Origin of the sequence: Lachnoclostridium sp. (genome assembly GCF_031997925.1) — a bacterium.
GTDB lineage: Bacteria > Bacillota > Clostridia > Lachnospirales > Lachnospiraceae > Lachnoclostridium.
The window spans coordinates 1-24,692 of record NZ_DAMADT010000017.1; the positions used below are offsets into that span (position 1 = coordinate 1).

Sequence of the window (24,692 nt, forward strand, 5' to 3'; positions counted from 1 at the left end):
GTTTGCAGCGAAATTAGTATCGGACCTAGAAATGTTTTTACTTCCTGTAAAGCATTAAATAATTCCGACGATGGATTTAACTTTTATGATGCAAAAAAACGCAGTCAAGGTATATGACTGTGAAGCATCCTATAACTGAGTAGGGGATGGTAATGGAAATGGATTAAAGTAGGTGGAAATTACTCAGCGGATAATCATTATCTTGAAAATTGTACTTCCACAGGAAATCGTTCTAGAGGTTTTGACCAAAATAACAATACTGGTTATATTACACTAGTAAATTGTACTGGTACCAAAAATAACGTAAATTTCTATTTGCCAACAGCGCCAGTTTCTGAAAAACATATATTTACTGGCTGTATCTCTTCTGGTGGAGCAAGCAAAGATAAAATCGTAGGAGCTACCGTTATAAACTGTTTATTTTATCAGTAAAAATAATAGTATTTAGTTCGTATTTTAGTTCGTATTGAAGTTAGTAGGTTTTGATTCGGAGCTTGAATTTAAGTGATTTTAATAACTCCTCATTAATATTAATGTAGAGTAATTAAGAATCATATTGGAATTAACAGGGGTTTTAAATGTGAATAATTAATGAGAAAAGCCGCTGTAAGTGATCATGAGGATAAAATACAGCGGCTTTAAGGTGATATCGAATATAATGCTGGGAGAGTTGAGTATGTATTTTTTACCCTAAAATCAAACATAAGCGAATTTAAGTACTTTATTTCTTATTTCCAACGATTTGCTACTTGTTATTATAAATGTAAGACTCTTTCAATACCCCTTTTGCCTTGTTTCGAGGCACATACTCTATATCCATAGAATTCTCTGACCGTAAATATCGTAATTGTCTTGTCCATTCCCTTGTCCGTGCAATAACAGAAAGTTTATCAACTTCAATATGTCTGTTTGAATAGTGTTCAAAATATAATTTTAATCTTTCTTTTGTATTAGATGCTATACTAATCTTTTGCATTAATTCAGGATTTTCACCTTCGACAAAATTCTTTTTCCCTTCATTACAGTTACTACATAACACCTGTAAATTATCCAGCTCTGTCTTTCCACCCCAGGATAAAGGTACTATATGGTCTATATGTACACGAATATGATCGTCTTTCACATTCTTACCACACATCTGACAAGTACTATTATCCCTAATTATAACTAAAGCGTTTAATTTCTTACTTATATATCTTCTATCTTTGGGTTCATTTTTTGGCTCAGGATATGGAAAACAATAACACTTTGTCGAACTATCATAATTAATTTCATATCCATCATCTCTTAACATTCTTAATGATCTTTCCCAACCTCCAACATTATTGACAACTTCCTTTAGTATGTCACGGTGTATCTGTTCCCCAATATTCTCCTTAAAGTACCTTAACAGTTTTGGCTTCGCGCCTTGCTGCTCACGCATTTCATCATTCCCTTTCTTACAGCGTTATATTTTTGCGCCTCTTTTTTCTACTGTAACTACATATAACTTTATGTTATCATTAACCAGAATCCATTTATTAAAAATATTATCACAAACCAATATAATTCGTAAATTTAAATAATATGCATCTTATCATCTTCTTTATACAAAAAGGTAACTTTATGTCTGTAGTTGCCATTTCTAAGCAAATAATACTCAATGAAAATTCTATTGTATTAATAAACTAAAGCATCTCACGTTGACGATAAAATTATGTAGCCCCAGCCATTTTCATATCTCATTACATCCCCCACCTATTTCCCAGTATCATGTTCTAACACCCTCCTAATCTCTTTTGCGATTGCTTCAATTACTGTAACTGTTACCGTATTTCCAAACTGTTTATATAAATGAGTATCTGCCAAAATCAGTTTATATTCATCAGGAAATCCTTGTAATCTAGCCCATTCTCTTGGAGTCATTTTCCGTATTCCTTCTCTATTAACCTCACCTTTAATATGCGTAACAGGTGTGAAATCTATTAATCTATTGTCAATAATAAGATTTCGTTCTCTTCCCATACCACCACAAACTATAGCTCCTGCTTGTCCAAAAAGATCTCTGATCTCGTAACCAAAGCCATTTCCTTTAGCCTTATGACGTTCCTTATGTTTTCTTAATGTATCCATATACGCTGTGGATAAATAATACTTAACACTCACAACATCTCTTTCCATAATATCTCTAATACATGTATCAGAACATGTTCCTATAGGGAAACGAAAATCTTTACTATCTATGTCATTTCTGAAAGCAACAATATAAATGCGCTCTCTATTCTGAGGCACTCCAAAATCCTTACTATTTAGTACCTGATCATACACGATATACCCAATTTGTTCAAATGCCCTTTTTATTACCTTAAAGGTTCTTCCATTATCATGAATTGTTAATCCTTTTACGTTTTCACAAAAGATTACTTTAGGTTTGTGTCCATCGCATATTCTTACTACATCTTGGAATAAAGTTCCCCTACACATCCCTTTATAGTCATCATCAAATCCCATTCTTTTTCCTGCCAATGAGAAAGCTTGACAAGGAAAACCTGCCAAACATATATCAAATGGCGGAACTTCCTCTTCTTTAATCTGTGTGATATCACCAGCAATCTCAAATTCATCTTGCTTATAATTGGCCTTATATGTCTTTTTCGCATTTTCATCCCATTCACTCACAAATACGGTTTTAATTTCATTACCAAACGCTTTTTCAAATCCCTTTCTAATCCCGCCAATTCCTGCAAATAAATCTATAGATCTATACATATCCTTACTCCTTCTATTAATGCTGATTAAAAATGTTTTAAATGTCACATTCAAGTGTCATTTCATTCTTATTTATGTTGATATTTTAATAATACTAATTTCGCAATATATGTCACTTATTTTTACTTTCACAGTCCGTAACATTTATCATTAATAACTTTCTAGATTAATATATATATAACCATATCACTATCGAACATATTTTCTGTTATAGTAACACAAATAGACTGTCAAATCAATCATTTTAGTCAGGATTTAATACTAGTGATTTTTAATCTCAATAACTATTTTCATTCCATAATATAAAAAGCAGAGATGCCTCCCTGCTTATATCGTTTATTTAAAAGATCCTTTATATCACTTATGAAGCTATCAAAGTACCTAATACTTATAATACAATTATATTTCTTTTTCCAAATGTTATATAATCCTCACAAATTTCACGACTGAAAAATTAAGGAGCACTTTAATTTAATATTTTCAGTCCCTGAATACACCTACATATCTATAATCAATAGCATACCTAGGCCATTTCAAGTTCATTAAACACTGGGCTCACAACACTTATTCACAGCTCATACGGAGTCACCTGATACACATAATAATTCAACCAATTCGTATACAACGCATTAGCATGTGCTCTCCAAGAAAGATTAGGTCTTTTCATAGAGTCATCACTAGGATAATAATTCTTCGGTAACTGGATCTCCAATCCTTTATTTACATCCCTCTTATACTCATTATCTAAGGTTATTCTATCATACTCTGGGTGTCCCATAACAAAAATATGTTTTCCATCTCCCCCCATCACAATAAGTACTCCGGCTTCCTCTGATTCTGCAAGAATCGTAAGATCAGAGTTTTGTAAGATCTCTTCTCTCGATGTTTCCGTATGTCGGGAGTGAGGGGCTAAGAATACATCATCAAATCCTCTCACTAATGGTTCTTTTCTATTTAAAAGTTTATGTTCAAAGATTCCAAACATTTTAGCAGGAAGAGGATATTTCTTAATTCCATAATGATAATAAAGTCCAGCTTGAGCTCCCCAGCAAAGATGAAGTGTCGAAGTTACATGCGATTTCGACCATTCCATAATTTTTTTCAGCTCACTCCAATAAGCAACTTCTTCAAATTCCATCTGCTCCACAGGAGCGCCAGTAATGATTAAGCCGTCAAAGCGTCTGTTTTTTACATCGTCATGAGTCAGATAGAACTGCTCAAGATGGCTCGTAGCCGTATTCTTTCCCACATAAGTATCGGTGGTTAAAAACGTGATATCAACCTGAAGCGGTGTATTACTTAAGCTGCGAAGTAATTGAACTTCGGTATCTTCCTTTAATGGCATAAGATTTAAGATTGCTATTTTAAGTGGACGTATATCCTGATGCATCGCTCGCTTTTCATCCATCATGAATATATTCTCTTCTTCTAGAATTTTCTTTGCGGGTAAATCATTTTGAACTTTAATTGGCATCGATATATCCTCCTCTTTTTATATTAAGCTATTATGCTTCGTTTAGTAATTGTATGAATTCTTCTTCTGTAATAACAGGAATTCCAAGCTCTCTTGCTTTCTTATTTTTCGATGAGCTTGAAGTATTATCGTTGTTAATCAGATAATTGGTTTTCGCTGTAACAGAACCAGTCACTTTTCCCCCGTGCTGTTCGATTACATCCTTTACCTCATTTCGATTTGTAAAATGTTCTACAGATCCAGTGATAACAAAGGTGAGCCCTTTTAATTTTTCAGGTCCTTCCGCTACTTCTTCTTTTTCAAAGGTTATTTCCTTTAATAAATCTTCTATAATAAGTTTATTTTCTGGTTTTTGAAAATAAGACACAAATGCTTCTGCTATCACATAACCGATTTGTGGTATCTGAGTAAGCTCATCAACCGTAGCATTTGATACTTTATTAAAATCATAACCAAACTCTTTACAGATGAGTTTCGCATTTGCTAATCCGACATTTGCTATGCCTAAGCTATAAATAAACTTAGCTAAAATTGGTGTTCTCGCTTTCTCCACAGAATCCACAAGATTTCGGAATGACTTTTCACCAAAGCCCTCCATGGTTGTAATCTCCTCTTTAAAATCTTTCACGTGGAAAATGTCTGCTAGTTCCTTGATAAGCCCTTTTGCAATCAATTTTTCTATAGTAGCCTCTGACAAACCTTCAATATTCATAGCATCACGACTTACAAAATGGGTAAATGACTTGATCTTCTTTGCAAGGCACTCTGGATTCATACAGTACAACGACTTCACATCACTATCTTGTTTTATCATCGTATCACCACCACAAACCGGACAGATCTTTGGTATTGGTAAATGCCCGCTTCTTGTTAGGTTATCTGCAATTTGCGGTATAATCATATTCGCTTTATAAACCGTTACCTTATCACCTAATCCAAGCTCTAGTCCCTCCATAATACTGATATTATGAAGGCTTGCACGGCTTACTGTTGTTCCTTCTAATTCTACTGACTCAAAGATAGCGACTGGATTAATCAATCCTGTTCTTGAAGCACTCCATTCAATTTCTTGTAAGGTAGTTTCCTTGATTTCATCTCTCCATTTAAATGCTATTCCGTTTCTTGGGAACTTCGAAGTTCTTCCAAGTGATTCACCATATGCAATATCATTATAAAATAGCACTAAACCATCTGATGGAAAATCATTCGTCATAATATGGCTTTCAAAATACTCCATCGTTTCTGCCATATTTTCTGAGGTTACAAGCTTCTCTTCGACCACATCAAATCCTAGTTCTTTTAACCACTTAAATTGCTCCATCATCGTTTTAAAACGATTCATCTCATCCATTCGAATAAGAGCAAATGCGAAGAAATTAACATTTCGCTTTGCTGTTATCTCATTATTTAATTGACGCACGGAACCGCTGCAAAGATTTCTCGGGTTCTTATATTTTGCATCTGCATCTGGAATTTGCGCATTAATCTTTTCAAAATCTGAATAACGAATTACTGCTTCTCCTCGGATAATTAGTTCTCCCTCATAAGGAATTGTTAGTGGGAGATTTTTAAATACCTTTGCATTGTTTGTTACAACCTCTCCAATTTCACCATTTCCTCTTGTTACAGCTTTTACTAATTCGCCATTGCGATAAGTTAGAACGATGGTGAGACCATCCATCTTCCAGGAAAGTACTCCTTCTTTATTACCAAGCCAATCAATCAAAGCTGTTACTTCTTTTGTCTTATCAAGAGAAAGCATCGCAGACTCGTGACGCTCCTTTGGTAACTCACTTAATATTTCATAACCAACATTTCTAGTTGGACTTCCCGCTAAGACAATTCCAGTTTCTTCTTCAAGCTTCTTTAACTCATCATACAATTTATCATACTCAAAATTGCTCATGATTTCCCGGTCTTCCTGCTCATAGACTCTGGCTGCCTTATCGAGAAGTTCGGTTAATTGGGTGATACGTTGTTTTTTTACCTGCATTGCCTTGCTCCTTTTTATCGTTCTCTCTATCTTTTAGAATCTGATTTCTTAGCTGCAAACCGATTACCACCCGTATTTCCTTTTGAGTAGCTCCTTGGTTGCTCTGTTTTGCTTCTTGATGCGAATTTATTATCCTCTGATTTGTTCTTAGAAACGAATCTATTGTCCTCAGATCTATTCTTTACGCCAAATTTATTTCCCTCTGAGCTATTCTTTGTACCAATCTTATTTCCATCAGAGCTATTCTTTGCACCAAACTTATTTCCCTCTAATCTGTTCTTTGATCCAAACTTATTTCCCTCTGAGTTATTCTTTGTACCAAACTTATTTCCATTAGAGCTATTCTTTGCTCCAAACTTATTCCCATCTGAGCTATTCTTTGTACCAAACTTATTTCCATCAGAGCTATTCTTTGCTCCAAACTTATTTCCCTCAGAGCTATTCTTTGCTCCAAACTTATTTCCCTCAGAGCTATTCTTTGCACCAAACTTATTTCCATCAGGGCTATTGTTTGATCCAAACTTATTTCCCTCAGAGCTATTCTTTGCTCCAAACTTATTTCCATTAGAGATATTCTTTGCTCCAAACTTATTTCCATTAGAGCTATTCTTTGTACCAAACTTATTTCCCTCTGATTTATTCTTTGATACGTATTTACTTACCTCTGATTTATTTCTTGTTGCTTCGTTTCTCTTTTTATCTTCCTTTTTTTCTGCGAAGTATTTGTCTTTCGTTATTCTCTTTCCAGTGGATACTTTCTTACCGTGAGACTTTGCTATATTGCCCACGTTTACCCTTTCAATTGGGAATTCATCATCCGGTTCTAAATTTAAGGCTTCATTCGTTGATAATTCAATTAGTTCCTTTAATCCCTCAAGCTCTTTATCAGTTAAGTTACGATACCCACCAACATTTAGCCTTCCAAGATTAATATTCATAATTCGTAAACGGACAAGTCTAGTAACCTTATAATCAAAGTATTCGCACATACGACGAATCTGACGATTCAATCCCTGTGTTAAGATAATTTTAAACGTAACCTTATCAATTGCTTCTAATGTACAAGGTTTCGTTACTGTATCAAGGATTGGTACTCCTCCTGCCATTCCTTTTAAAAATGCAGCAGTTATCGGTTTATTCACTGTTACAATATATTCTTTTTCGTGATGATTACCCGCACGCAGGATTTTATTAACGATATCACCATTATTAGTTAATAAGATAAGCCCTTCGGAATCTTTATCGAGTCTTCCGATTGGATAAATACGTTGACTGTATTTAATATAGTCTATAATATTATCTGGTTCTCTTTTCTCCGTCGTACACACGATGCCCTTTGGCTTATGAAATGCGATAAGAACCATCTTTTCTTCTCTACTTACTTCTTTTTTACCAAGCATAACCTTCTGTCCTGGTAATACTTTACTTCCCATCACAGCAACTTCGCCATCAATGGTAACCTCACCATTTGCAATTTTTGTGTCTGCATCTCTACGAGAACAAATTCCAGAATCACTAAGAAATTTATTAATACGGACTGCTTTCTCTTCCGTTTCTTCTGTATCAAATAATCGTTTTGTAACCTTCGCCATGTTTCTTGTTATCCTTTCTATCTGAGAATATCATAAGATTTTAAAATCTTGGGTTCATTAAAAAAATTTTTGGAGCTTTTAGCATACTACTTTAAACCTATTTTTCTATGAAATAAACGAGAAGCTTATTCTTGTAAGAAATTAAACCTTATTCTATTTTCTCACCAGTTGTAATATTATATCATTATTTTCTTATCATTCCAATCATTTCTTATTTCTATTAAATAGCGTTAATAACTTACATTTCTAATTTAATCCAATACATGATATCAGTGATTTTTGAAGTAATAACATTAGAAAAAGTACACTTCGCGAACTTTTCCTTATTATGAATTAATCTGGCTAACATTGCTTGTATCTGTTGATTTTACAATATAATACTAATTATCAGTGAGCTATTTTCGATTGTACATTAACATTACCAAAGCGGATATTCGCAATCCGCTTACGCTACTTACTCATATCCTCATCAGGTAAGTACACTTCCCTGATGAGGTTAAATAGAAAATCATTTGTAATTGACTTTACAAATCTTTCATTTGTCGATATAATATTGAAGTACTATAAACACAATTTAATTTAATAAGCCTTTCTAAGGCATATCTTGCATCTGTAGCTCAGTGGATAGGGCAGCAGCTTCCGAAGCTGAAGGTCGTAGGTTCGAATCCTATCAGGTGCATTTTTTATACTCAAAATTAGCCTTTCTTTTCTTTTTTTATAAAAAATCTCTTTTTCTTCTTTGATATTTCCTTCTTCATGTAAATTTTTGTTACATCTTTGTTACAAATTATTAATCTAATGTTACCAAAATATGAGATAATAGTTGATTTCTGGGACATCTTTTGGTATGATAAGTAAGATTTATTCTTTATATCATACTAGAAATTTATTTTACTTACGGATACCCATTGCATGACAAGCATGAAATAGCATGCTTCGCGAACTTTTCCTTATCATGAATAAGAAGTGTAACGTACTTTTCATTCGCACTAATTCTGACCGATGCATTCCACATCTACTTATTGATGCGATAGTGCTTATAATTAAAGCTCGTGCTTTTCACTTTTGTACTAGCACCCATTACATACCATATCTGTTTACAGATGCGGTACTGTCATAATTATATAGTGTGATATACAATTTATTTCATACTATACTCTTGATCAACATAGCAATACCATCTCAAAGAAGAACTTAAGGAGTAACCCTATGAGATTAAAGTATAAAAAATTGTTGTTATTATTTACGATGGGTATCTTTGGCATAGGAATGGTCACTATCTCATTTCAAGTTACGCCGGATTCTGCATTGCAAGCTTTTGTAAAAGAGGGAGATCGAGATTTAGATTCTAATAATCCTGACAATTCTCTCGATACTTCACAAGAAATCACTCCTACAGCATTTGCAACAAATACACCAATACCAGAGAACCCGAATGCACTTAAGAAAGATGCTTATCCGGAAATCAATAAATTAATAGAAACATATTATAAAGCAAAAGTTAGCACAGATGCTGATTCAATTGAAATTTTAAAAGATTGTGTTACCGATGCGAGTCTACTTGATTTTGAACGTATTTCAAAAAAAGTCGAATATATTACAGATTATAAAAACTTTCATTGTTATAGCAAGCCTGGAACTGGAGAAATTGATTATATTGTTTATGTATCTTATGATATTATGATCACAAAGATACAAACTGGAGCCCCAAGTATTGATGTGTTCTATATCACCTATCAGGATGCTAAACCACATATCTTTTTGGGCAATGTTTCTCAGAAAACGAAAGATTATATTGATAAAACAAACTTAGACGAGGACGTTCAGAAACTAAGTAAAGAGGCTGACGATAACTTAGTTAAAGCAATTGATTCAGATGAAGATTTAAGGGAATTTTATGAAAATCTAACTGCACAAACTCCAAGTGGTGAACCAGGTGCACCACCTGCACAATAAATTACCTAGATACAACAAGATGAACTGACAAGACATTTCACTTGTCCCAAATAATTCCAAGCCATCTTAAACTTTCGTTATGAATAAAAATATAGAAAAAGCGGGAACAAATCTAACTCCTAAAGGGATGCACCAAGTGTATCTTAGGAATAACTATTTGTTCCCGCTTTTCTAGTCTAGATCTTTCATAATTATTTCTTTCCTTACCTTTACCAAAGATATAATATCAATCACCCATTTCCAACAATTCATCCCTTATCGATTCATAGTTGTAAACAGTATCCGAAAGAATCTCTTCCATCGCAACCTGAGTCTGATTAATCTCTTTTACCATTTCCTCTAGGTGTTCTCTATCCCTATCTTCTCCTACTGGTACTAAGATTAGCTCATGAATACTAGAAGGCAAAAGGTAAAAATCAGATCCCAATTGATTATAAAATAGTTCCAGTAATCCTTGATATAGCAAGCAACTAGCTCCATTAATTCCACAACTATTCGTAAGAACATACATAGAAGAATTGTAATTGGTTGGTAAGGTTGCTACTTCTTTTTTTGGAGTCCATGACTCATGCTTAATTGCATCATAAACAATGTCTTCCATAGGTCGTATGATTGCTGGAAAGTTATTTTTCGTATTTTCCATAGCCACACTTCGTAACTCTTCTACGGACACTCCCCAGTTCTTTCGATGTTCTTCTGTAATCCGAACACTACCTATCCCTTCCTCATCCCTTCTGATTAAGCAATGAAATGTAACTGCAAATTCTAAAAAACGAAAATGTGGGATGCTTTGCAATAAAAACTGGTTTTTCTCATAATTTACTAGCCGATTGATGATCCTTGATTTTACTTCCTCAAACTCCATTCGAGATGGTATCGCAATCCTTCCAGTCTCTTCCCTAGCTCCATCATAAGCTTTTATAACCTCATCCACTATGTCAATTATAGATTGACCCTTTTGATAATTCTCATAATAAGAATTTAAATAAATACTTGGCATTATTTTATCCTTACTACAACGTATCATAAGACCATCTAGTAATAGACCATTGTTCTTTCGAACCTGATTTAAATCAGTTTCGTATTCATCTCCTAGACATTTTTTCACTTCCTCCTTTATATAGTTTAGGAAGTTTTCATAGGACATTAATTTAGACACCTAAAACACAATCAGCAAACATTTTTATTGCTGATATTCTCCTTTCTTTGAATTCCATAAGGTATTTCCACTTTTGAATTTCAAACAAAATATAATTTTATTACAATAAGAAATTCGAAATTTAAACCTTTAGTTAATAATTAATCAAAATGAACTTTCAAATTTTTTGGTACATGGATTAAGGTCAGAATAGAATATTTGGGGGAAATTTACGATAATTTAATTTTAGACTTTATTAACAAAATAATCTTAATTTATTTGTTCTGATTATTTCGTATGAAAGAAATGAAATTTATCTAAGATATTACTTTAATTTAGAAACGAAATCCAAAAGTGGTTAAATAACTTCTATGGTAGTTTAATCGTACCAAAATGAGCTAAAAAAAACAATCGCAAGTTTCCATTGCGATTGTAGAAAATTTGAATTAAAATTCAACAAATTAAATAAATGAACCTCTGGTACTTCTGTTATACTTCGCATCACTCATACTAATTGCTACCTGACCTGGCAGGTAACAAGCCCACATTCCTATACCAGATATTTGTACTAAAACATCAAGAACCTTTGATTCATTGGAAAGATACAAAGAAAGATTATATAATCCTACTTGTATGTCACATAAGAAAAAGAGTATCATCCCAAGTAAAAACAAATCATAGCGAATCTGCCCATTCATATAATGCTTCTTTGGATATAAATGAATTAAAAAGATGAGGTTACTGACAAAGTTCACAATGTAGAATACGCTTACCAATAAGAGAGTATCTAAGACAAAACCATTGAATTGTAAGACAACGATAATTAAAGCACTTATAAATACTCTTGTCGCTAGGTGAATTAAGAAATTTAAAAAGCCCTTTTCCTGTCTTCTTCTATGAACACGATTTTCCATACGAAGTGAATACCGTGATAAGCTGAACATACGGTAAAAATAAATTAGTTGAACGATACAAAATGCAATGACACCATATTGAAATTCAGTTGTAAATAATAAAAAAACATCTGCTATTACTGTAAATACAAAGGCAACATTTAATAAGATTCGATCTGCTATTGCTTGATAGCATAAGGTTCTTACCACTGTCAAAACGAAGCATAACACAATTGATGTAAATTTTAAAATAGATGATACAATAACTGGACCTCCAAAGAAGTCCAGTGCTAAGAATGCTACATATAAAATTCCAAGGATACAAACAATACTCTTGCTAATCCTATTCCCCAAACGATAATTCATATGCTTCCTCCAAATCTAAGGAAAGACATTCTGCCTGTTTCCTACGAATTTTCGCTATTTAATCTCTTTAGTATCTCGAATGCTGCTTCTTTTGGTACAGGCTTACCGTAATAGTATCCTTGCGCCTTTCCACAATTAATTTCTTTTAAGAATTTTTCTTGTTCTGATAACTCTACGCCTTCAGCAATCACATCAATATTTAAATGTTTTGCTAGATCAATCATCGTATGGACGATTTTCTGATCAGAATTATTCTCTAATATTGTATCTAAAAAGCTTTTGTCAATTTTTAAATTATTCACTGGTAATCGCTTTAGGTAATTTAAAGAAGAGTATCCTGTCCCAAAATCATCTAATGCGAATGTAATACCAATTTCCTTAAGTTTTGATATCGTAGCAATTGAGAATTCCAAATCATCTAACGCAACTGTTTCTGTAATTTCAAATTCCAAACCTCTTGCGTCTACTTTGGTCTCTTCGAGCATTTCATATACCATTGGAAGAAAATCTTTATCTTTAAATTGTCTTGCTGATAAATTCACAGCAATCACGATATCATGATAACCACTCTCTTGAAGCATTCGTAGCTGCATGCAAGCCTCATAAAGCATCTTCTTACCAATTGCTACAATCATTCCATTATCTTCAGCAAGTGGAATAAAATCAATTGGCGCAATTATTCCCTTCTCTGGATGCTGCCAACGTGCTAATGCTTCAAATCCCACTACACGGTCATTTGCCAAATTAATCTGAGGTTGATAATATACAACAAATTGATTCTCTTCGATTGCCTTACGAAGTTCTGATTGCATCTCTAACTTCTGCATCATCTTAAGATTAATAGAATCATCATAATAACAGAAAGTATTCTTTCCACGCTCTTTTGCTTCGTACATTGCAGAATTCATATTCTTTACAAGGCTTTGCGTTGTCTTACCATCCTTTGGCGCAATCGCAACACCGATACTAACCGTTATAAAAAATTCCCTTGTTGCAACTCGAAACGGTGTTTCAAAGATTTGCTGTACTTCTAAAATTCTTTCTTCTAATTCCGATAAATCTGTTAGATTTTGAATTAATATCGCAAACTCATCTCCACCAATTCTTGATAAATAATCATTTTCCTTAATGAGTTCTTCTAAACGATGCATCACATCAATTAGCATCTCATCACCATAGGAATGACCTAACGTATCATTGATGTCTTTAAAATTATCAATATCTATATCTAAGATTCCAACGATTTCATTCTGACGTATCGTAGCCATAATACCATCCAATAATTCAACAAATGCAAGCCGATTTGGTAGCGATGTCAAATAGTCAGAATACGCCATACGTTTCACGATTTCTTTACTCTTTTTTAGTTCTTCATATTTGCTATGTAACGCATCTTTGGTTGCAGTGACCTCTGATAATGCCTTCTCTAATTCTTTATTGCTTTCTTTTAGTTTCTGATTTACATTAATAGCAGCCTTCTCTGCCTTGGTTCGCTTTCTTATATTCACAAATAATAAAAGAAACAAAATCGAAAACACAACTATTGTCACAAGTAAGATATATAACAAATTCCGTCCAGACTCAGTTTCTATCTGTTTCACGGCCGTATCTGCAGTTGTATTCATTAAAATAAGTTCGGTATCTGTAGAAGTTGTATTCATTGCTGATAATACAATTTGAAGCAATCTGCTTTTTCCCATTCTTATTCTTATGCTCTCTTGGTGTTATATTTCATACAAGAAATATGCATTAGACTTCTTGTTATTCTTCGGAGCATTCCTTTCTACACAATATGCCTCCATTGTGTTACAATAATGTATTTTATTGTGTTACAATATGCCTACATTGTGTTACAATAATGTATTTTACTGAGTTACAATATGCCTTCCATCGTGTTACAATATCTCTTCCATTTGTGTTACAATATCTCTTCCATTTGTGTTACAATATGCCCTTCATTGTGTTACAATATGTCCTCCATGGTGCTACAATATGCCTTCCATGGTGCTACAATATGTTTTCCATTGTGCTGCAATAGTTTTCCATTGTGCTACAATATGTTTTCCATTGTGCTGCAATATATTTTCCATTGTGCTACAATATGTTTTCCATTGTGCTACAATATGTTTTCCATTGTGCTACAATATGTTTTCGTGTTACCTCAAAATCCGTACCTTCATAAAATTACTTTATCAGATATATACTAACATAATTACCACATTCTTTCAATTATTAAATTACAGATTTTCTCAAAATATTACGTAATAAGTATAAGAAAAACCAATATTATGGCTCTTTTTGTTCAAATGTTCAAAGTAAAGGAAATATTCAATTACCTTGACATATTTATTGATTCTAATAAATTTTCATTTTAATTTAAATTCTTGTGTCTATGAGAAAATAATAATCATTTTTTACTTATCTAAACCAACAAGAAATAGTATGTTTTGCAAACTTTTCCTAGCCATGAACAAAGAAGGGAAGCCAAATATTTCGTATGAAGCATAGCTTCACATTTGAAATTTGGCTTCCCCAGTTTTTAAAACAAGAAAAAGTACGACCGTACTTTTCCCTGTCATGATAATTTATCACAAGATAAAATGATAATTCATATCCTATATATTATGATAAAAATTCATCAATTCCTTTTGCTGCTGCTTTACCTGCTCCCATTGCAAGGATAACAGTTGCAGCTCCTGTTACAGCGTCACCACCAGCATATACACCTTCTTTTGTGGTCTTACCGTCAGTTTCTTCTGCAATAATACATTTATGAGAATTAATCTTAAGACCTTCGGTCGTAGAAGAAATGAGTGGATTAGGACTTGTTCCTAAAGACATAATAACAGTATCAAGCTCTAATACGAATTCAGAATCTGGTACCTCTACTGGTTTTCTTCTTCCGGATGCATCTGGCTCGCCAAGTTCCATCTTTACACAACGCATTCCTTTTACCCATCCATTCTCATCTACAAGAATTTCTGTTGGATTTGTTAATAAATCAAATATAATTCCTTCTTCTTTTGCGTGATGTACTTCTTCTACTCTTGCTGGAAGTTCTTCTTCACTACGGCGATAAACAATGTGAACCTCAGCTCCAAGACGTAATGCAGTTCTTGCAGCGTCCATCGCAACATTACCGCCACCAACGACTGCTACCTTTTTACTAGAAACGATTGGTGTATCATAAGATTCATCAAATGCTTTCATTAAATTGCTTCTTGTTAAGTATTCATTTGCTGAAAATACACCGTTTGCATTCTCACCAGGAATACCCATGAATTTTGGTAGACCAGCACCGGAACCAATGAATACTGCATCGAAGTCTTCTTCATTGAATAATTCATCAATTGTAGTTGATTTTCCGATAACTACGTTTGTTTCTATTTTAACGCCAAGAGCTCTTACATTCTCAACTTCTGTCGCTACTACAGTCGATTTTGGTAAACGGAACTCTGGAATACCATATACTAATACACCACCTGGCTCATGAAGTGCTTCAAATATAGTTACATCATAACCAAGCTTTGCAAGATCTCCGGCACAAGTTAAACCAGCAGGACCAGAACCAATGACTGCTACTTTCTTTCCCTTCTTCTCCTTTGGAAGTTCCGGTTTAATTCCGTTTTCTCTTGCCCAATCTGCAACAAAACGCTCTAATTTACCAATGGATACTGGATCTCCTTTGATGCCACGAATACATTTGGCTTCACACTGAGATTCCTGAGGACAAACACGGCCACAAACTGCAGGTAATGCAGAATAGGTACTGATTACACGATAAGCCTCTTCAATGTTACCAGCTTCCACCTCTTTAATAAAGCCAGGAATATCAATGCTAACTGGACATCCTAAAACACACTTTGGATTCTTACATTTTAAACATCTGGTTGCCTCAAGCATAGCCTCTTCTTTATTATATCCAAGACAAACCTCCTCAAAGTTTTTCGCTCTGACACTTGGTTCTTGTTCTCTTACCGGTACTCTTTTTAATACGTCCATGTGATTTTCCCCCTATTCCTCGCTGCCGCAGTATCCACATCCACCATGATGAGTATCGCCTTCTTTTTCACGAAGTTCTTTTCTTCCTTCCTTTGTCTTATACATCTGCGATCTCTTCATAGCTTCGTCAAAGTCAACTAAGTGACCGTCAAACTCAGGACCGTCAACACAAGCAAACTTTACCTGAACACCAACTGTAATTCGGCATGCACCACACATACCGGTACCATCTACCATAATCGGATTCATACTAACTATAGTCTTAATTCCTAATTCTTTCGTTAATAAGCAAACGAATTTCATCATGATGATTGGGCCAATCGCAATGATAAGATCGTATGATTTTCCTTGATTTTGCACTAACTCTTTTATCATATCATTTACATTTCCCTTAAACCCATAGGAGCCATCGTCTGTTGCTACATATACATTTGCTGCAACTTCCTTCATCTCTTCTTCTAAGATGATGAAATCCTTGCTACGTGCACCAATAATGCAATCCACATTACATCCAATACTCTTCATCCACTTTATCTGCGGATAAACAGGAGCAGTACCTACACCACCGGCAACAAAGAGAATCTTCTTTTCTTTTAACTCCTCAATTGGTTCGTCAATTAATTCTGACTTGCAACCAAGTGGACCTGTAAAATCTCTAAAATATTCACCAACCTCGTAATTAGCCATCATCTGAGTGGATGGACCCACTGCCTGAAATACGATGGAAACTGTTCCTTCTTCTCTATCATAGTCGCAAATGGTTAGTGGAATTCTCTCTCCCTTTTCATCCATCTTAACAATAACAAATTGACCTGGATAGCAGCCCTTAGCAACACGTGGAGCTTCTACATCCATTAAATAGATGTTGGAAGCCAGAAGCACTTTTTTAGTAATCTTGTACATACCATCTCTCCTAATATTTTTTTCATCCGTTTGCTTGGATTTTATAGTTATTCTACATGAATTTCCAACCTTACGCAAGAAACAGTTCAGAAATTCATGTTAAATATATAACAATTTATTTGATATCATTTGTTATTATAGACCATCGAATTAAAAAAATCTAGTATTAATTATAAGTTTTATATAATAGCATATTTGTGCTACTCTGCTCATCTTTTCCTAAACCTAATTTCGAATTATTTCTTAATTTCAGTGTCTTTATTCGTGTTTTAAATGTATATCTATACACTTCTAATAATATATATTACTAAAAATTACCTATTATTGTTAATTACTTAACATTCAAACAAGAAAAAGCATGCTTCACAAAACTTTTCCTTGTCATGATTCATCGATAGGTATTTGCAGAGCAATATCCTCATTCTAAAAAAGTAAAGGTACAATGATCGCATTGTACCTTTTTAAACGTATTACTTTTTAAATGTTTTTATTATTAATTCATTCTTTTATTAAATTTTACTTATTATATTTTAGCAACTAGCCGTTTTATACATTACCTTTTTATTCATAAACTATTTACATCACCTAATCGTTCCTTTATTCATTTTTACATCATAGTTCCTAGAACTCAACATGGAAACTAACATAATTTTCTCCAAGAATTATTTCATTCTCCACATAGATATCCCCGCCCCAATGTTTCATAATGCGATTTGCATTATATAAACCAAATCCTTGATTCTTCTTCGTATTTTTTGTAGAGTAGCCTCGCTCAAAAAATCTGGATAGTTCATTGATCGGTATCTTTTCATGACGGTTCTTAATGATAAAAATTAGGCGGTCATCCTCGGAGGTTAGATAAATTTTTACGTTTCCTTCTTCTTTACCACAAGCTTCAAAAGCATTATCAATCAGAGTTCCAAGTACTTCTACTGCATCCATCTCCGGTACATTCGTAAAAATATCTTTACTCCCCACAATCAATTCAACTGAGACATTCGAGGGGGAAGCTATTATTTTACTATACAAAAACCCAGCTAACACTTTATTACTGATTTTTAATAAACCTTGATAATTATGTTCTGGTAAGGATATAAGCTCCCTAATATACTCTGACTGTGATTTGACAAGCTCCTCATAATTATCAATGGTTAGATGCATACTTAGGAGGGCATTTAAATGATTATCAAACTCATGCTGCCTTGCTCGTATTTCTTTAATAAATTCCTCCAAAGGTTTCACGTATAGTTTATACAACCGTAGTTCCTCTTCCTGTTTTTGATAAACCATAAACTTTTGCTTCCATAATAGAAATATAGCTAAAAGAACAATCAACACAATCAATAGAATGGCCACTGATTTAAATATAGTAATATTATTCATTCATCCATCTCCTCATATTACTTTTATAGGTAATCCCTATTTCTATTGTTTTATGAATGCCATTCAGCCTTATCATTTGATTTACAGTATCCACATAATCAATGTAATCGGTGTTTACAACAAACATACGATGACATTGAAGAAACTGCTCACTTGGAAGCTTCTCTAACAGTTGTTTTATCGTTAAATACTTTACATCTAATGTCTCCTCTTTTAAGTAAAGACTCACTCCTCTAGGGATCGCCTCAACACAGATGATATCTTCAATGTGAATTCGGTAATTAACTCCAGCCTTTTTCACTGTTAATTGCTCTCTTTTCATTGGAGTTTCTTTCATCGCTAATTTTGATAAAAGTCCTAGTACCTGATTTTTTTCGTATGGTTTAACCAAGTACGAATAACACTGAGTCTCACGGTAAGATAATAATTCTAGCTCCGCTATTGATGTAATAAAAACAATAGGCGTAAATGCATAGGACGGTATCTCTCGAATTTTTTTAGCAAATAAAAGTCCCTGTTTATTCTCTTTCTCAAAGGAATCTAGATTGATATCCAAAAGAAATAATGATATTTTAACTTCACTTTTTAGAATATTAATTGCCTCATTGTAATTGTATGCAAAAAGAGCATGTAAGCCCAGCTTACTCTCTTTTATGATTGCTCCCAACGCCTCTGCATTTTGCTTACAATCCTCTAAGATTAGCACACTGGTCATAACATGCTCCTTTGTTACAATTCTTAATTAGAAATTATTTTACAGTTCGTCTTTCGCACCAACCTCAGTAAGACTCTTAACAAGTCCTGCCAATCCTTGAATTTCGGATGGGATAATAATCTTTGTAGCCTTACCATCTGCAGCTTTTGCAAAAGCTTCTAAACTCTTTAACTGAATAACACCCTTCCCTGGATCTGAATCATTTAACATGCGAATACCTTCTGCATTAGCTTTTTGAATTGATAAGATAGCTTCCGCTTGACCTTCTGCTTCTTTAATAGTAGCTTCTTTCTTAGCTTCCGCACGTAAAATTTGAGATTCTTTGTCAGCCTGAGCCTCTAAAATTGCAGATTCTTTCTTTCCTTCTGCTACAAGGATTGCAGACTTTTTCTGACCTTCTGCAATTAAGATAGCTTCACGGCGTTCACGCTCTGCTTTCATCTGTTTCTCCATTGCATCCTGTATTGCAGCTGGAGGAATGATGTTCTTTAACTCAACGCGATTTACTTTAATACCCCAAGGGTCAGTTGCTGTATCAAGAGAAACTCTCATCTTCGTATTAATAATTTCACGAGAGGTTAGTGTCTCATCTAATTCCAAATCACCTATGATGTTACGAAGTGTTGTTGCTGTTAAGTTTTCAATTGCCATAATTGGATTTTCAACACCATAAGCATATAACTTTGGATCTGTAATCTGATAAAATACTACGGTATCTATTCTCATTGTTACGTTATCTTTTGTAATAACTGGCTGTGGTGCAAAGTCAACAACCTGTTCTTTTAAAACAACTTTTCTTGCAATTTTATCAACTAGTGGAACTTTTAAGTGTACACCAACACTCCATGTTCCTTGATATCCACCAAGACGTTCTACTACATATGCATATGCTTGAGGTACGATTTTTACACAAGATGCTAATACTAATAAAATAATAATCCCTAACCCTATTAAAAGATAAATCTGCATACTAATTCTCCTCCCTATATTCTGTTACAATTAGTTTTACACCAACAATATTAACAATTCTTACCTTCGTTCCTGGTTCATAGATAATACCATCTGTTTCAGAACGAACGGTCCATTCTTGGCCATTAACCAATGCTTCCCCTGTTTGACTATCATTGTCTACCCGTTCTGTTATTTTAACAACTTTACCAATGAGTCCCTCATAATTAGTTTTCACTCGGCTTTTATTCAGATGCTTAACTGCAACTGGTCTTGTAAAAAACAGAAGCAGTAAAGATACCAGTATAAATAGAATCATCTGAATCCAGAAGTCCACACCGAGCAAAGACGCAATAAAACCTATAAGAGCACCACCAGCAAACCAAACGGTAGTTAGTCCAAGGGTCGCAATTTCTATGGCAAGCAGTAAGGCTAGAACGATAAGCCAACATAAAGATACCATAAATTTCACCCCTATATGCAATTGCATATTCCTTTCCTCTTTGTTACTTACAGAATATACTATGCAAAGAAAGGAATCAATAGATTTGCGTGAATTAGGTTATTTTCAGCTTGAATTATAAAAATCGAATAATTTACCACATAGCAATGAGGTTATCACAAATTACTATTTTTTAAATTAATCTCACGCATCTTCTCTTTATCTAGACTATAATATTTCATAGAAAGTAAAGAAACTAACCATCCCCCGATTGGAATAATACAATAGCATAAAATCGCCACCATTTTTAGCGAGCCCGTTAACTTATCTTCTATCTGTGGTAAAGAATTTCGAAATCCAATCATAGCAACTACAAGGCCTACAAAGGCAGTCCCAAAAGCAGATACAACTTGGTCAATTAACGAAAATAGTGCTCCCATGATACCAGGAACATAGTTACCACTACGATACACTTCATAATCAGAGCAGTCTGCTATCATCGGAGTGACAATATTATTGCTTACCGCCTTACAACCATTTAGGAAGATAAAGGTTCCAAAAAATAAAATTGAGATCATATTCCATTTTGTTAAGCCAATTTGAGTTAAATTACCAAACAGTAATAGGAATGTCATAAGGATTTGAAACCCAATTGCTAGCCATGTAAAAGACTCAAAGGCCTTCTTTTGTCCTAAGCGCTGAGCCACCATAACACCAATAGACACAACGATCAAATTCGGTATAGCGGTCACTAAGCCAATCTGGCCTGACAGTTCATAGTTTTTCATCATGATTCCAAAAATTATAACACCAACTGTTATATTACTATAGACCATAGAGGTGAATTTATTCACTGACGCAGCCGTTACTAACATTCTGATTGGCTTATTATGTTTCAAGATGCTTAAATAGTCTTTCACTTTAAGATCTGTGACTTGATCAGATCTTCCATAGTATTCTTTTCTATCTTTACTCCATATTCCAAAAACTGCACAAATCGTGCAAATTCCACCGATTAGTACAATCCAAAGCGTTAATTCTTGATATAACTTAGGATTTTGAAACCCGCCATACTTCTTCGTAAGAAAGGATTGCGCATAGAGGGCAGTACCGCCATAGCTTGACGTAATAAAAAGAGAATCAAAATAGGTGGATAAAGGTCTCATCTTCGGATTGTTCGTCATTACCGTCTGGCCTGCTTTCGCTACCAGCATCTGAAATGTGTAACCAATAACAAATATAATGTAAATTAAGACAAAGATCGGTAACCTGATAATTTTAGGCATTGTGTAAGAACAATAGTATAACAACAAAGAACTAATCGCCATCAAAGCATTCCCAAACACCATAAAAGGTCTAAATTTTCCGTATTTTCCTTCCGTTTTGTCTACGATATAACCGATAAATGGATCAATCAATCCATCAAATACTCTAAGTCCTGTTAATATAACTGATGTTAATACAACTGAAAATCCTATAATACCATTCACAAAATATGCGGTATATTCCATTAAAGCTAAGTATAGGGTTGCAGCTGCTGTATTTAGTGAAAACAATGCAATCTGAAACGCACTTGAATTATTATAACGTGGATCTAATTTTTTCGTATTAAATAACATATAGCCCTCACAACTAGAATTTATTAAATTACGGTCGCAATATTCATCCAATGGTAACATACTTTGCAATAACTTGTCAAATTCTTCCTCACTTTTTATACTAACCAATATTTCTATGGAACATACATCTCATAATTTCCCAATTTACTCATATATTTTTTTGAAGAGGATTTGGAGTGAATGCAATGCTATTCCATACAATATCCATACAAGATACCTTAAAAGCTCTCAAAGTAAATGCTTCGACCGGGCTTTCCACAAAAGAGGCACAAAAACGGCAACAGGAATACGGCAAAAATCAGCTGGAGGCAAAAAAGGGAAAAAGCATTCTCACCCGCTTCCTTTCGCAATTTAAGGATTTTATGATTATAGTTTTAATCGCTGCGGCTGTCGTATCCTTTTTTATCTCCCTGTTAAAGGGTCATGCAGATTACATAGACCCCATCATTATTTTTGCCATAATTTTTTTAAATGCAATACTGGGAGTTATACAAGAAGAAAAGGCAGAAAAATCACTCGAAGCACTTAAGAAAATGTCAGCACCTACCGCAGAAGTGTTACGCGATAGTAAACGAATCACACTTCCCTCCACAGAGCTTGTACCGGGCGACATTATTTACTTAGAAACAGGACATTACATACCAGCAGATGCACGCCTTATTACTAGTATTAATCTTCGCGTCGATGAATCTGCTCTTACCGGAGAATCACATCCAGTTGAAAAAGATGCCAATACAATTCTAAAAGAAAATACAATGCTAGGCGACCGAAAGAATCTAGTACCTGCAACTGGTATCATCACCTTTGGTCGTGGGATTGCGGTTGTTACTGCAATTGGCATGGGTACCGAAGTTGGTACAATTGCACGAATGATAATGGAAGATGAGACTCCAGAGACACCACTTCAAAAACGTCTTGAAAGGACTGGGAAAGCGCTTGGAATTGCAGCTCTTGGTATTTGTATTGTTATTTTTTTACTTGGTACCTTACAAGGTCGTGAACTATTTGATATGTTTATGACTAGCGTAAGTCTAGCGGTCGCCGCAATTCCAGAAGGTCTTCCAGCAATAGTAACAATTATGCTTTCTCTTGGTGTTCAGAGGATGGCTAAGAAGAATGCGATTATCAGAAAATTACCTGCTGTAGAAACACTTGGTAGTGCAACCTTTATCTGCTCTGATAAAACAGGAACTCTGACTCAAAATGTTATGACGGTAACTCATATAGCCTCAATGAACGGAATGGAATCAGAAAACAAAGAGTTTGGGAAGCAGCTACTTGAATATGCTGCTTTATGTAACGATGCTTATCCTTCCGGAAATTCCTCAGAAATTATTGGTGAACCTACGGAAAAAGCTTTGTTAGTTGCAGCAATAAGAAATGGTTATGATAAGAAAGCTCTTGATAAGAAGCATCCAAGAATCAGGGAAGTTCCTTTTGATTCTGCAAGAAAATTAATGACAACAGTTCACCAAGAAGCAGATGGACGTTATCTCATTATTACAAAAGGTGCTTATGATGTCTTATTAATGCGTTGTAACAAGGTATTTCATAATGGTGGTGTAGAAAATTTTTCTCAGACACATAAAGTAAAATTTGACCGAAGCAATCTATTAATGGCAGAAAATGCTCTTCGTGTTATCGCTGTCGCTTATAAGTATGTTGACCGCAATCCAAACCAGATGACGGATACTTCCTTAGAACAAGATTTAACCTTATTTGGACTACTTGGTATGATTGATCCTCCAAGAGAAGAGGTAAAGGGAGCTGTTTCCATGTGTAAATCCGCTGGAATCACTCCTGTTATGATTACGGGAGATCATATCCTAACAGCTTGTGCAATTGCGAAAGCACTTGGAATAATCTCGGAAGCAGAAGCTGAAAGTGTAAAACCCAAACAGAGCAAACTCTATGGAAATAAAAATCATGGAGAATATTTCAAAGCTTGTGCTATCACTGGGGAACAATTAAGTCATATGTCAGATAAAGAATTGGAAGAAAATATCTATCAGTATAAAGTATTCGCACGTGTCTCCCCCGCCCACAAAGTACGTATTGTAAAAGCACTGCAAAAGCGTGGTGAAGTTGTAGCGATGACGGGTGATGGTGTAAATGATGCACCCGCACTAAAGGCTGCTGATATCGGATGTGCTATGGGAAAAGGTGGGACAGATGTTGCCAAAAATGCTGCAGATATGATTTTAGCGGATGATAACTTTGCAACCATAGTTGCTGCGGTAAAAGAGGGACGCGGAATTTATGATAACATTCGTAAATCCATACACTTCTTACTATCCAGTAATATAGGTGAAATAATCACCATATTTATTGCAATTTTATTTGGGCTCCCAGCACCATTGCTAGCAGTTCAGTTACTTTGGGTAAACCTTGTTACTGACTCGCTACCTGCAATCTCACTTGGTGTAGAACCGGCACCGGATGATATTATGAGCAAACCTCCTATCTCTCCAAAGAAGGGAATGTTTAGCGATGGTCTTATCTTTAAGATCATCTTTGAAG

General features: G+C 34.4%; 17 protein-coding genes and 1 tRNA gene. 3 read left to right on the plus strand and 15 right to left on the minus strand.

Going from position 1 to position 24,692, the window contains the following annotated elements:
- Positions 1–745: 745 nt before the first annotated feature.
- The 5 genes from RTP52_RS11825 to rluF form a co-directional block, all read right to left on the minus strand.
- Positions 746–1,423 (minus strand): HNH endonuclease, encoded by a 678-nt coding sequence (locus tag RTP52_RS11825; RefSeq protein WP_312371527.1) that lies wholly within the window; start codon positions 1,421–1,423, stop codon positions 746–748.
- Between the two features lie 314 nt (positions 1,424–1,737).
- The gene (gene dcm, locus RTP52_RS11830) at positions 1,738–2,748 is read right to left on the minus strand and encodes a DNA (cytosine-5-)-methyltransferase (protein ID WP_312371529.1); all 1,011 of its coding nucleotides are present in this window, start codon (positions 2,746–2,748) and stop codon (positions 1,738–1,740) included.
- A gap of 568 nt (positions 2,749–3,316) precedes the next feature.
- The gene (gene metA / locus RTP52_RS11835) at positions 3,317–4,222 is read right to left on the minus strand and encodes a homoserine O-acetyltransferase MetA (RefSeq protein ID WP_312371530.1); all 906 of its coding nucleotides are present in this window, start codon (positions 4,220–4,222) and stop codon (positions 3,317–3,319) included.
- 31 nt (positions 4,223–4,253) lie between these two features.
- On the minus strand, positions 4,254–6,215 hold the full coding sequence (gene ligA / locus RTP52_RS11840) for an NAD-dependent DNA ligase LigA (protein WP_312371531.1): 1,962 nt from the start codon (positions 6,213–6,215) through the stop codon (positions 4,254–4,256).
- Positions 6,216–6,241: 26 nt separating this feature from the next.
- Positions 6,242–7,807: a 23S rRNA pseudouridine(2604) synthase RluF gene (gene rluF, locus RTP52_RS11845; protein WP_312371532.1), complete on the minus strand. Its 1,566-nt coding sequence runs from the start codon at positions 7,805–7,807 to the stop codon at positions 6,242–6,244.
- Between the two features lie 606 nt (positions 7,808–8,413).
- Between rluF and RTP52_RS11850 the strand changes: the two genes are divergently transcribed.
- Both RTP52_RS11850 and RTP52_RS11855 read left to right on the plus strand, forming a co-directional pair.
- Positions 8,414–8,486, plus strand: a tRNA-Arg gene (locus RTP52_RS11850).
- Positions 8,487–9,016: 530 nt separating this feature from the next.
- Positions 9,017–9,763, plus strand: a complete 747-nt coding sequence (locus RTP52_RS11855; protein ID WP_312103852.1) for a hypothetical protein — start codon at positions 9,017–9,019, stop codon at positions 9,761–9,763.
- A 226-nt stretch (positions 9,764–9,989) separates the two neighbouring features.
- Here the strand turns inward: RTP52_RS11855 and RTP52_RS11860 are convergent, their stop codons facing one another.
- From RTP52_RS11860 to RTP52_RS11905, 10 genes are all read right to left on the minus strand, one after another.
- Positions 9,990–10,910, minus strand: coding sequence for a DUF5688 family protein (locus RTP52_RS11860; protein ID WP_312371533.1), 921 nt, complete (start codon positions 10,908–10,910; stop codon positions 9,990–9,992).
- Between the two features lie 452 nt (positions 10,911–11,362).
- Positions 11,363–12,160 carry a hypothetical protein gene (locus RTP52_RS11865; protein ID WP_312103847.1) on the minus strand — a complete coding sequence of 266 codons (798 nt, stop codon included), beginning with the start codon at positions 12,158–12,160 and terminating at the stop codon, positions 11,363–11,365.
- Between the two features lie 41 nt (positions 12,161–12,201).
- Entirely contained in the window at positions 12,202–13,860 is a 1,659-nt protein-coding gene (locus tag RTP52_RS11870; RefSeq protein ID WP_312103844.1) for a putative bifunctional diguanylate cyclase/phosphodiesterase, read from the minus strand.
- 922 nt (positions 13,861–14,782) lie between these two features.
- Complete coding sequence (gene gltA / locus RTP52_RS11875; RefSeq protein WP_312103841.1) at positions 14,783–16,162, minus strand: NADPH-dependent glutamate synthase; 1,380 nt, start codon at positions 16,160–16,162, stop codon at positions 14,783–14,785.
- A 12-nt stretch (positions 16,163–16,174) separates the two neighbouring features.
- Positions 16,175–17,065 (minus strand): sulfide/dihydroorotate dehydrogenase-like FAD/NAD-binding protein, encoded by an 891-nt coding sequence (locus RTP52_RS11880; RefSeq protein WP_312371536.1) that lies wholly within the window; start codon positions 17,063–17,065, stop codon positions 16,175–16,177.
- Between the two features lie 621 nt (positions 17,066–17,686).
- Positions 17,687–18,448 carry a sensor histidine kinase gene (locus RTP52_RS11885; RefSeq protein WP_312103836.1) on the minus strand — a complete coding sequence of 254 codons (762 nt, stop codon included), beginning with the start codon at positions 18,446–18,448 and terminating at the stop codon, positions 17,687–17,689.
- A complete protein-coding gene (locus RTP52_RS11890) occupies positions 18,441–19,163 on the minus strand; it encodes a LytR/AlgR family response regulator transcription factor (protein WP_312103834.1) in 723 nt (240 codons plus the stop codon). Before RTP52_RS11890 ends, RTP52_RS11885 begins: the two co-directional genes overlap by 8 nt.
- A gap of 39 nt (positions 19,164–19,202) precedes the next feature.
- Positions 19,203–20,132, minus strand: coding sequence for an SPFH domain-containing protein (locus RTP52_RS11895; protein WP_312103831.1), 930 nt, complete (start codon positions 20,130–20,132; stop codon positions 19,203–19,205).
- Between the two features lies 1 nt (position 20,133).
- The gene (locus tag RTP52_RS11900) at positions 20,134–20,574 is read right to left on the minus strand and encodes an NfeD family protein (RefSeq protein WP_442913535.1); all 441 of its coding nucleotides are present in this window, start codon (positions 20,572–20,574) and stop codon (positions 20,134–20,136) included.
- Between the two features lie 155 nt (positions 20,575–20,729).
- Positions 20,730–22,172, minus strand: coding sequence for an MFS transporter (locus RTP52_RS11905; RefSeq protein WP_312103827.1), 1,443 nt, complete (start codon positions 22,170–22,172; stop codon positions 20,730–20,732).
- 185 nt (positions 22,173–22,357) lie between these two features.
- On the opposite strand from RTP52_RS11905, the gene RTP52_RS11910 reads away from it, so the two are divergent.
- Positions 22,358–24,692 (plus strand): cation-translocating P-type ATPase (locus RTP52_RS11910; RefSeq protein ID WP_312371634.1); only part of this gene is annotated, 2,335 nt, incomplete at its 3' end.

Bases quoted from the DNA above. Each gene is read 5' to 3' on its own strand.
- gltA (WP_312103841.1), bottom strand. From the start codon at position 16,162: ATGGACGTATTAAAAAGAGTACCGGTAAGAGAACAAGAACCAAGTGTC.
- RTP52_RS11870 (WP_312103844.1), bottom strand. From the start codon at position 13,860: ATGGGAAAAAGCAGATTGCTTCAAATTGTATTATCAGCAATGAATACA.
- RTP52_RS11865 (WP_312103847.1), bottom strand. From the start codon at position 12,160: ATGAATTATCGTTTGGGGAATAGGATTAGCAAGAGTATTGTTTGTATC.
- RTP52_RS11890 (WP_312103834.1), bottom strand. From the start codon at position 19,163: ATGACCAGTGTGCTAATCTTAGAGGATTGTAAGCAAAATGCAGAGGCG.
- RTP52_RS11825 (WP_312371527.1), bottom strand. From the start codon at position 1,423: ATGCGTGAGCAGCAAGGCGCGAAGCCAAAACTGTTAAGGTACTTTAAG.
- RTP52_RS11855 (WP_312103852.1), top strand. From the start codon at position 9,017: ATGAGATTAAAGTATAAAAAATTGTTGTTATTATTTACGATGGGTATC.
- ligA (WP_312371531.1), bottom strand. From the start codon at position 6,215: ATGCAGGTAAAAAAACAACGTATCACCCAATTAACCGAACTTCTCGAT.
- metA (WP_312371530.1), bottom strand. From the start codon at position 4,222: ATGCCAATTAAAGTTCAAAATGATTTACCCGCAAAGAAAATTCTAGAA.
- RTP52_RS11885 (WP_312103836.1), bottom strand. From the start codon at position 18,448: ATGAATAATATTACTATATTTAAATCAGTGGCCATTCTATTGATTGTG.
- RTP52_RS11860 (WP_312371533.1), bottom strand. From the start codon at position 10,910: ATGTCCTATGAAAACTTCCTAAACTATATAAAGGAGGAAGTGAAAAAA.
- RTP52_RS11905 (WP_312103827.1), bottom strand. From the start codon at position 22,172: ATGTTATTTAATACGAAAAAATTAGATCCACGTTATAATAATTCAAGT.
- RTP52_RS11895 (WP_312103831.1), bottom strand. From the start codon at position 20,132: ATGCAGATTTATCTTTTAATAGGGTTAGGGATTATTATTTTATTAGTA.
- RTP52_RS11880 (WP_312371536.1), bottom strand. From the start codon at position 17,065: ATGTACAAGATTACTAAAAAAGTGCTTCTGGCTTCCAACATCTATTTA.
- RTP52_RS11900 (WP_442913535.1), bottom strand. From the start codon at position 20,574: ATGGTATCTTTATGTTGGCTTATCGTTCTAGCCTTACTGCTTGCCATA.
- rluF (WP_312371532.1), bottom strand. From the start codon at position 7,807: ATGGCGAAGGTTACAAAACGATTATTTGATACAGAAGAAACGGAAGAG.
- dcm (WP_312371529.1), bottom strand. From the start codon at position 2,748: ATGTATAGATCTATAGATTTATTTGCAGGAATTGGCGGGATTAGAAAG.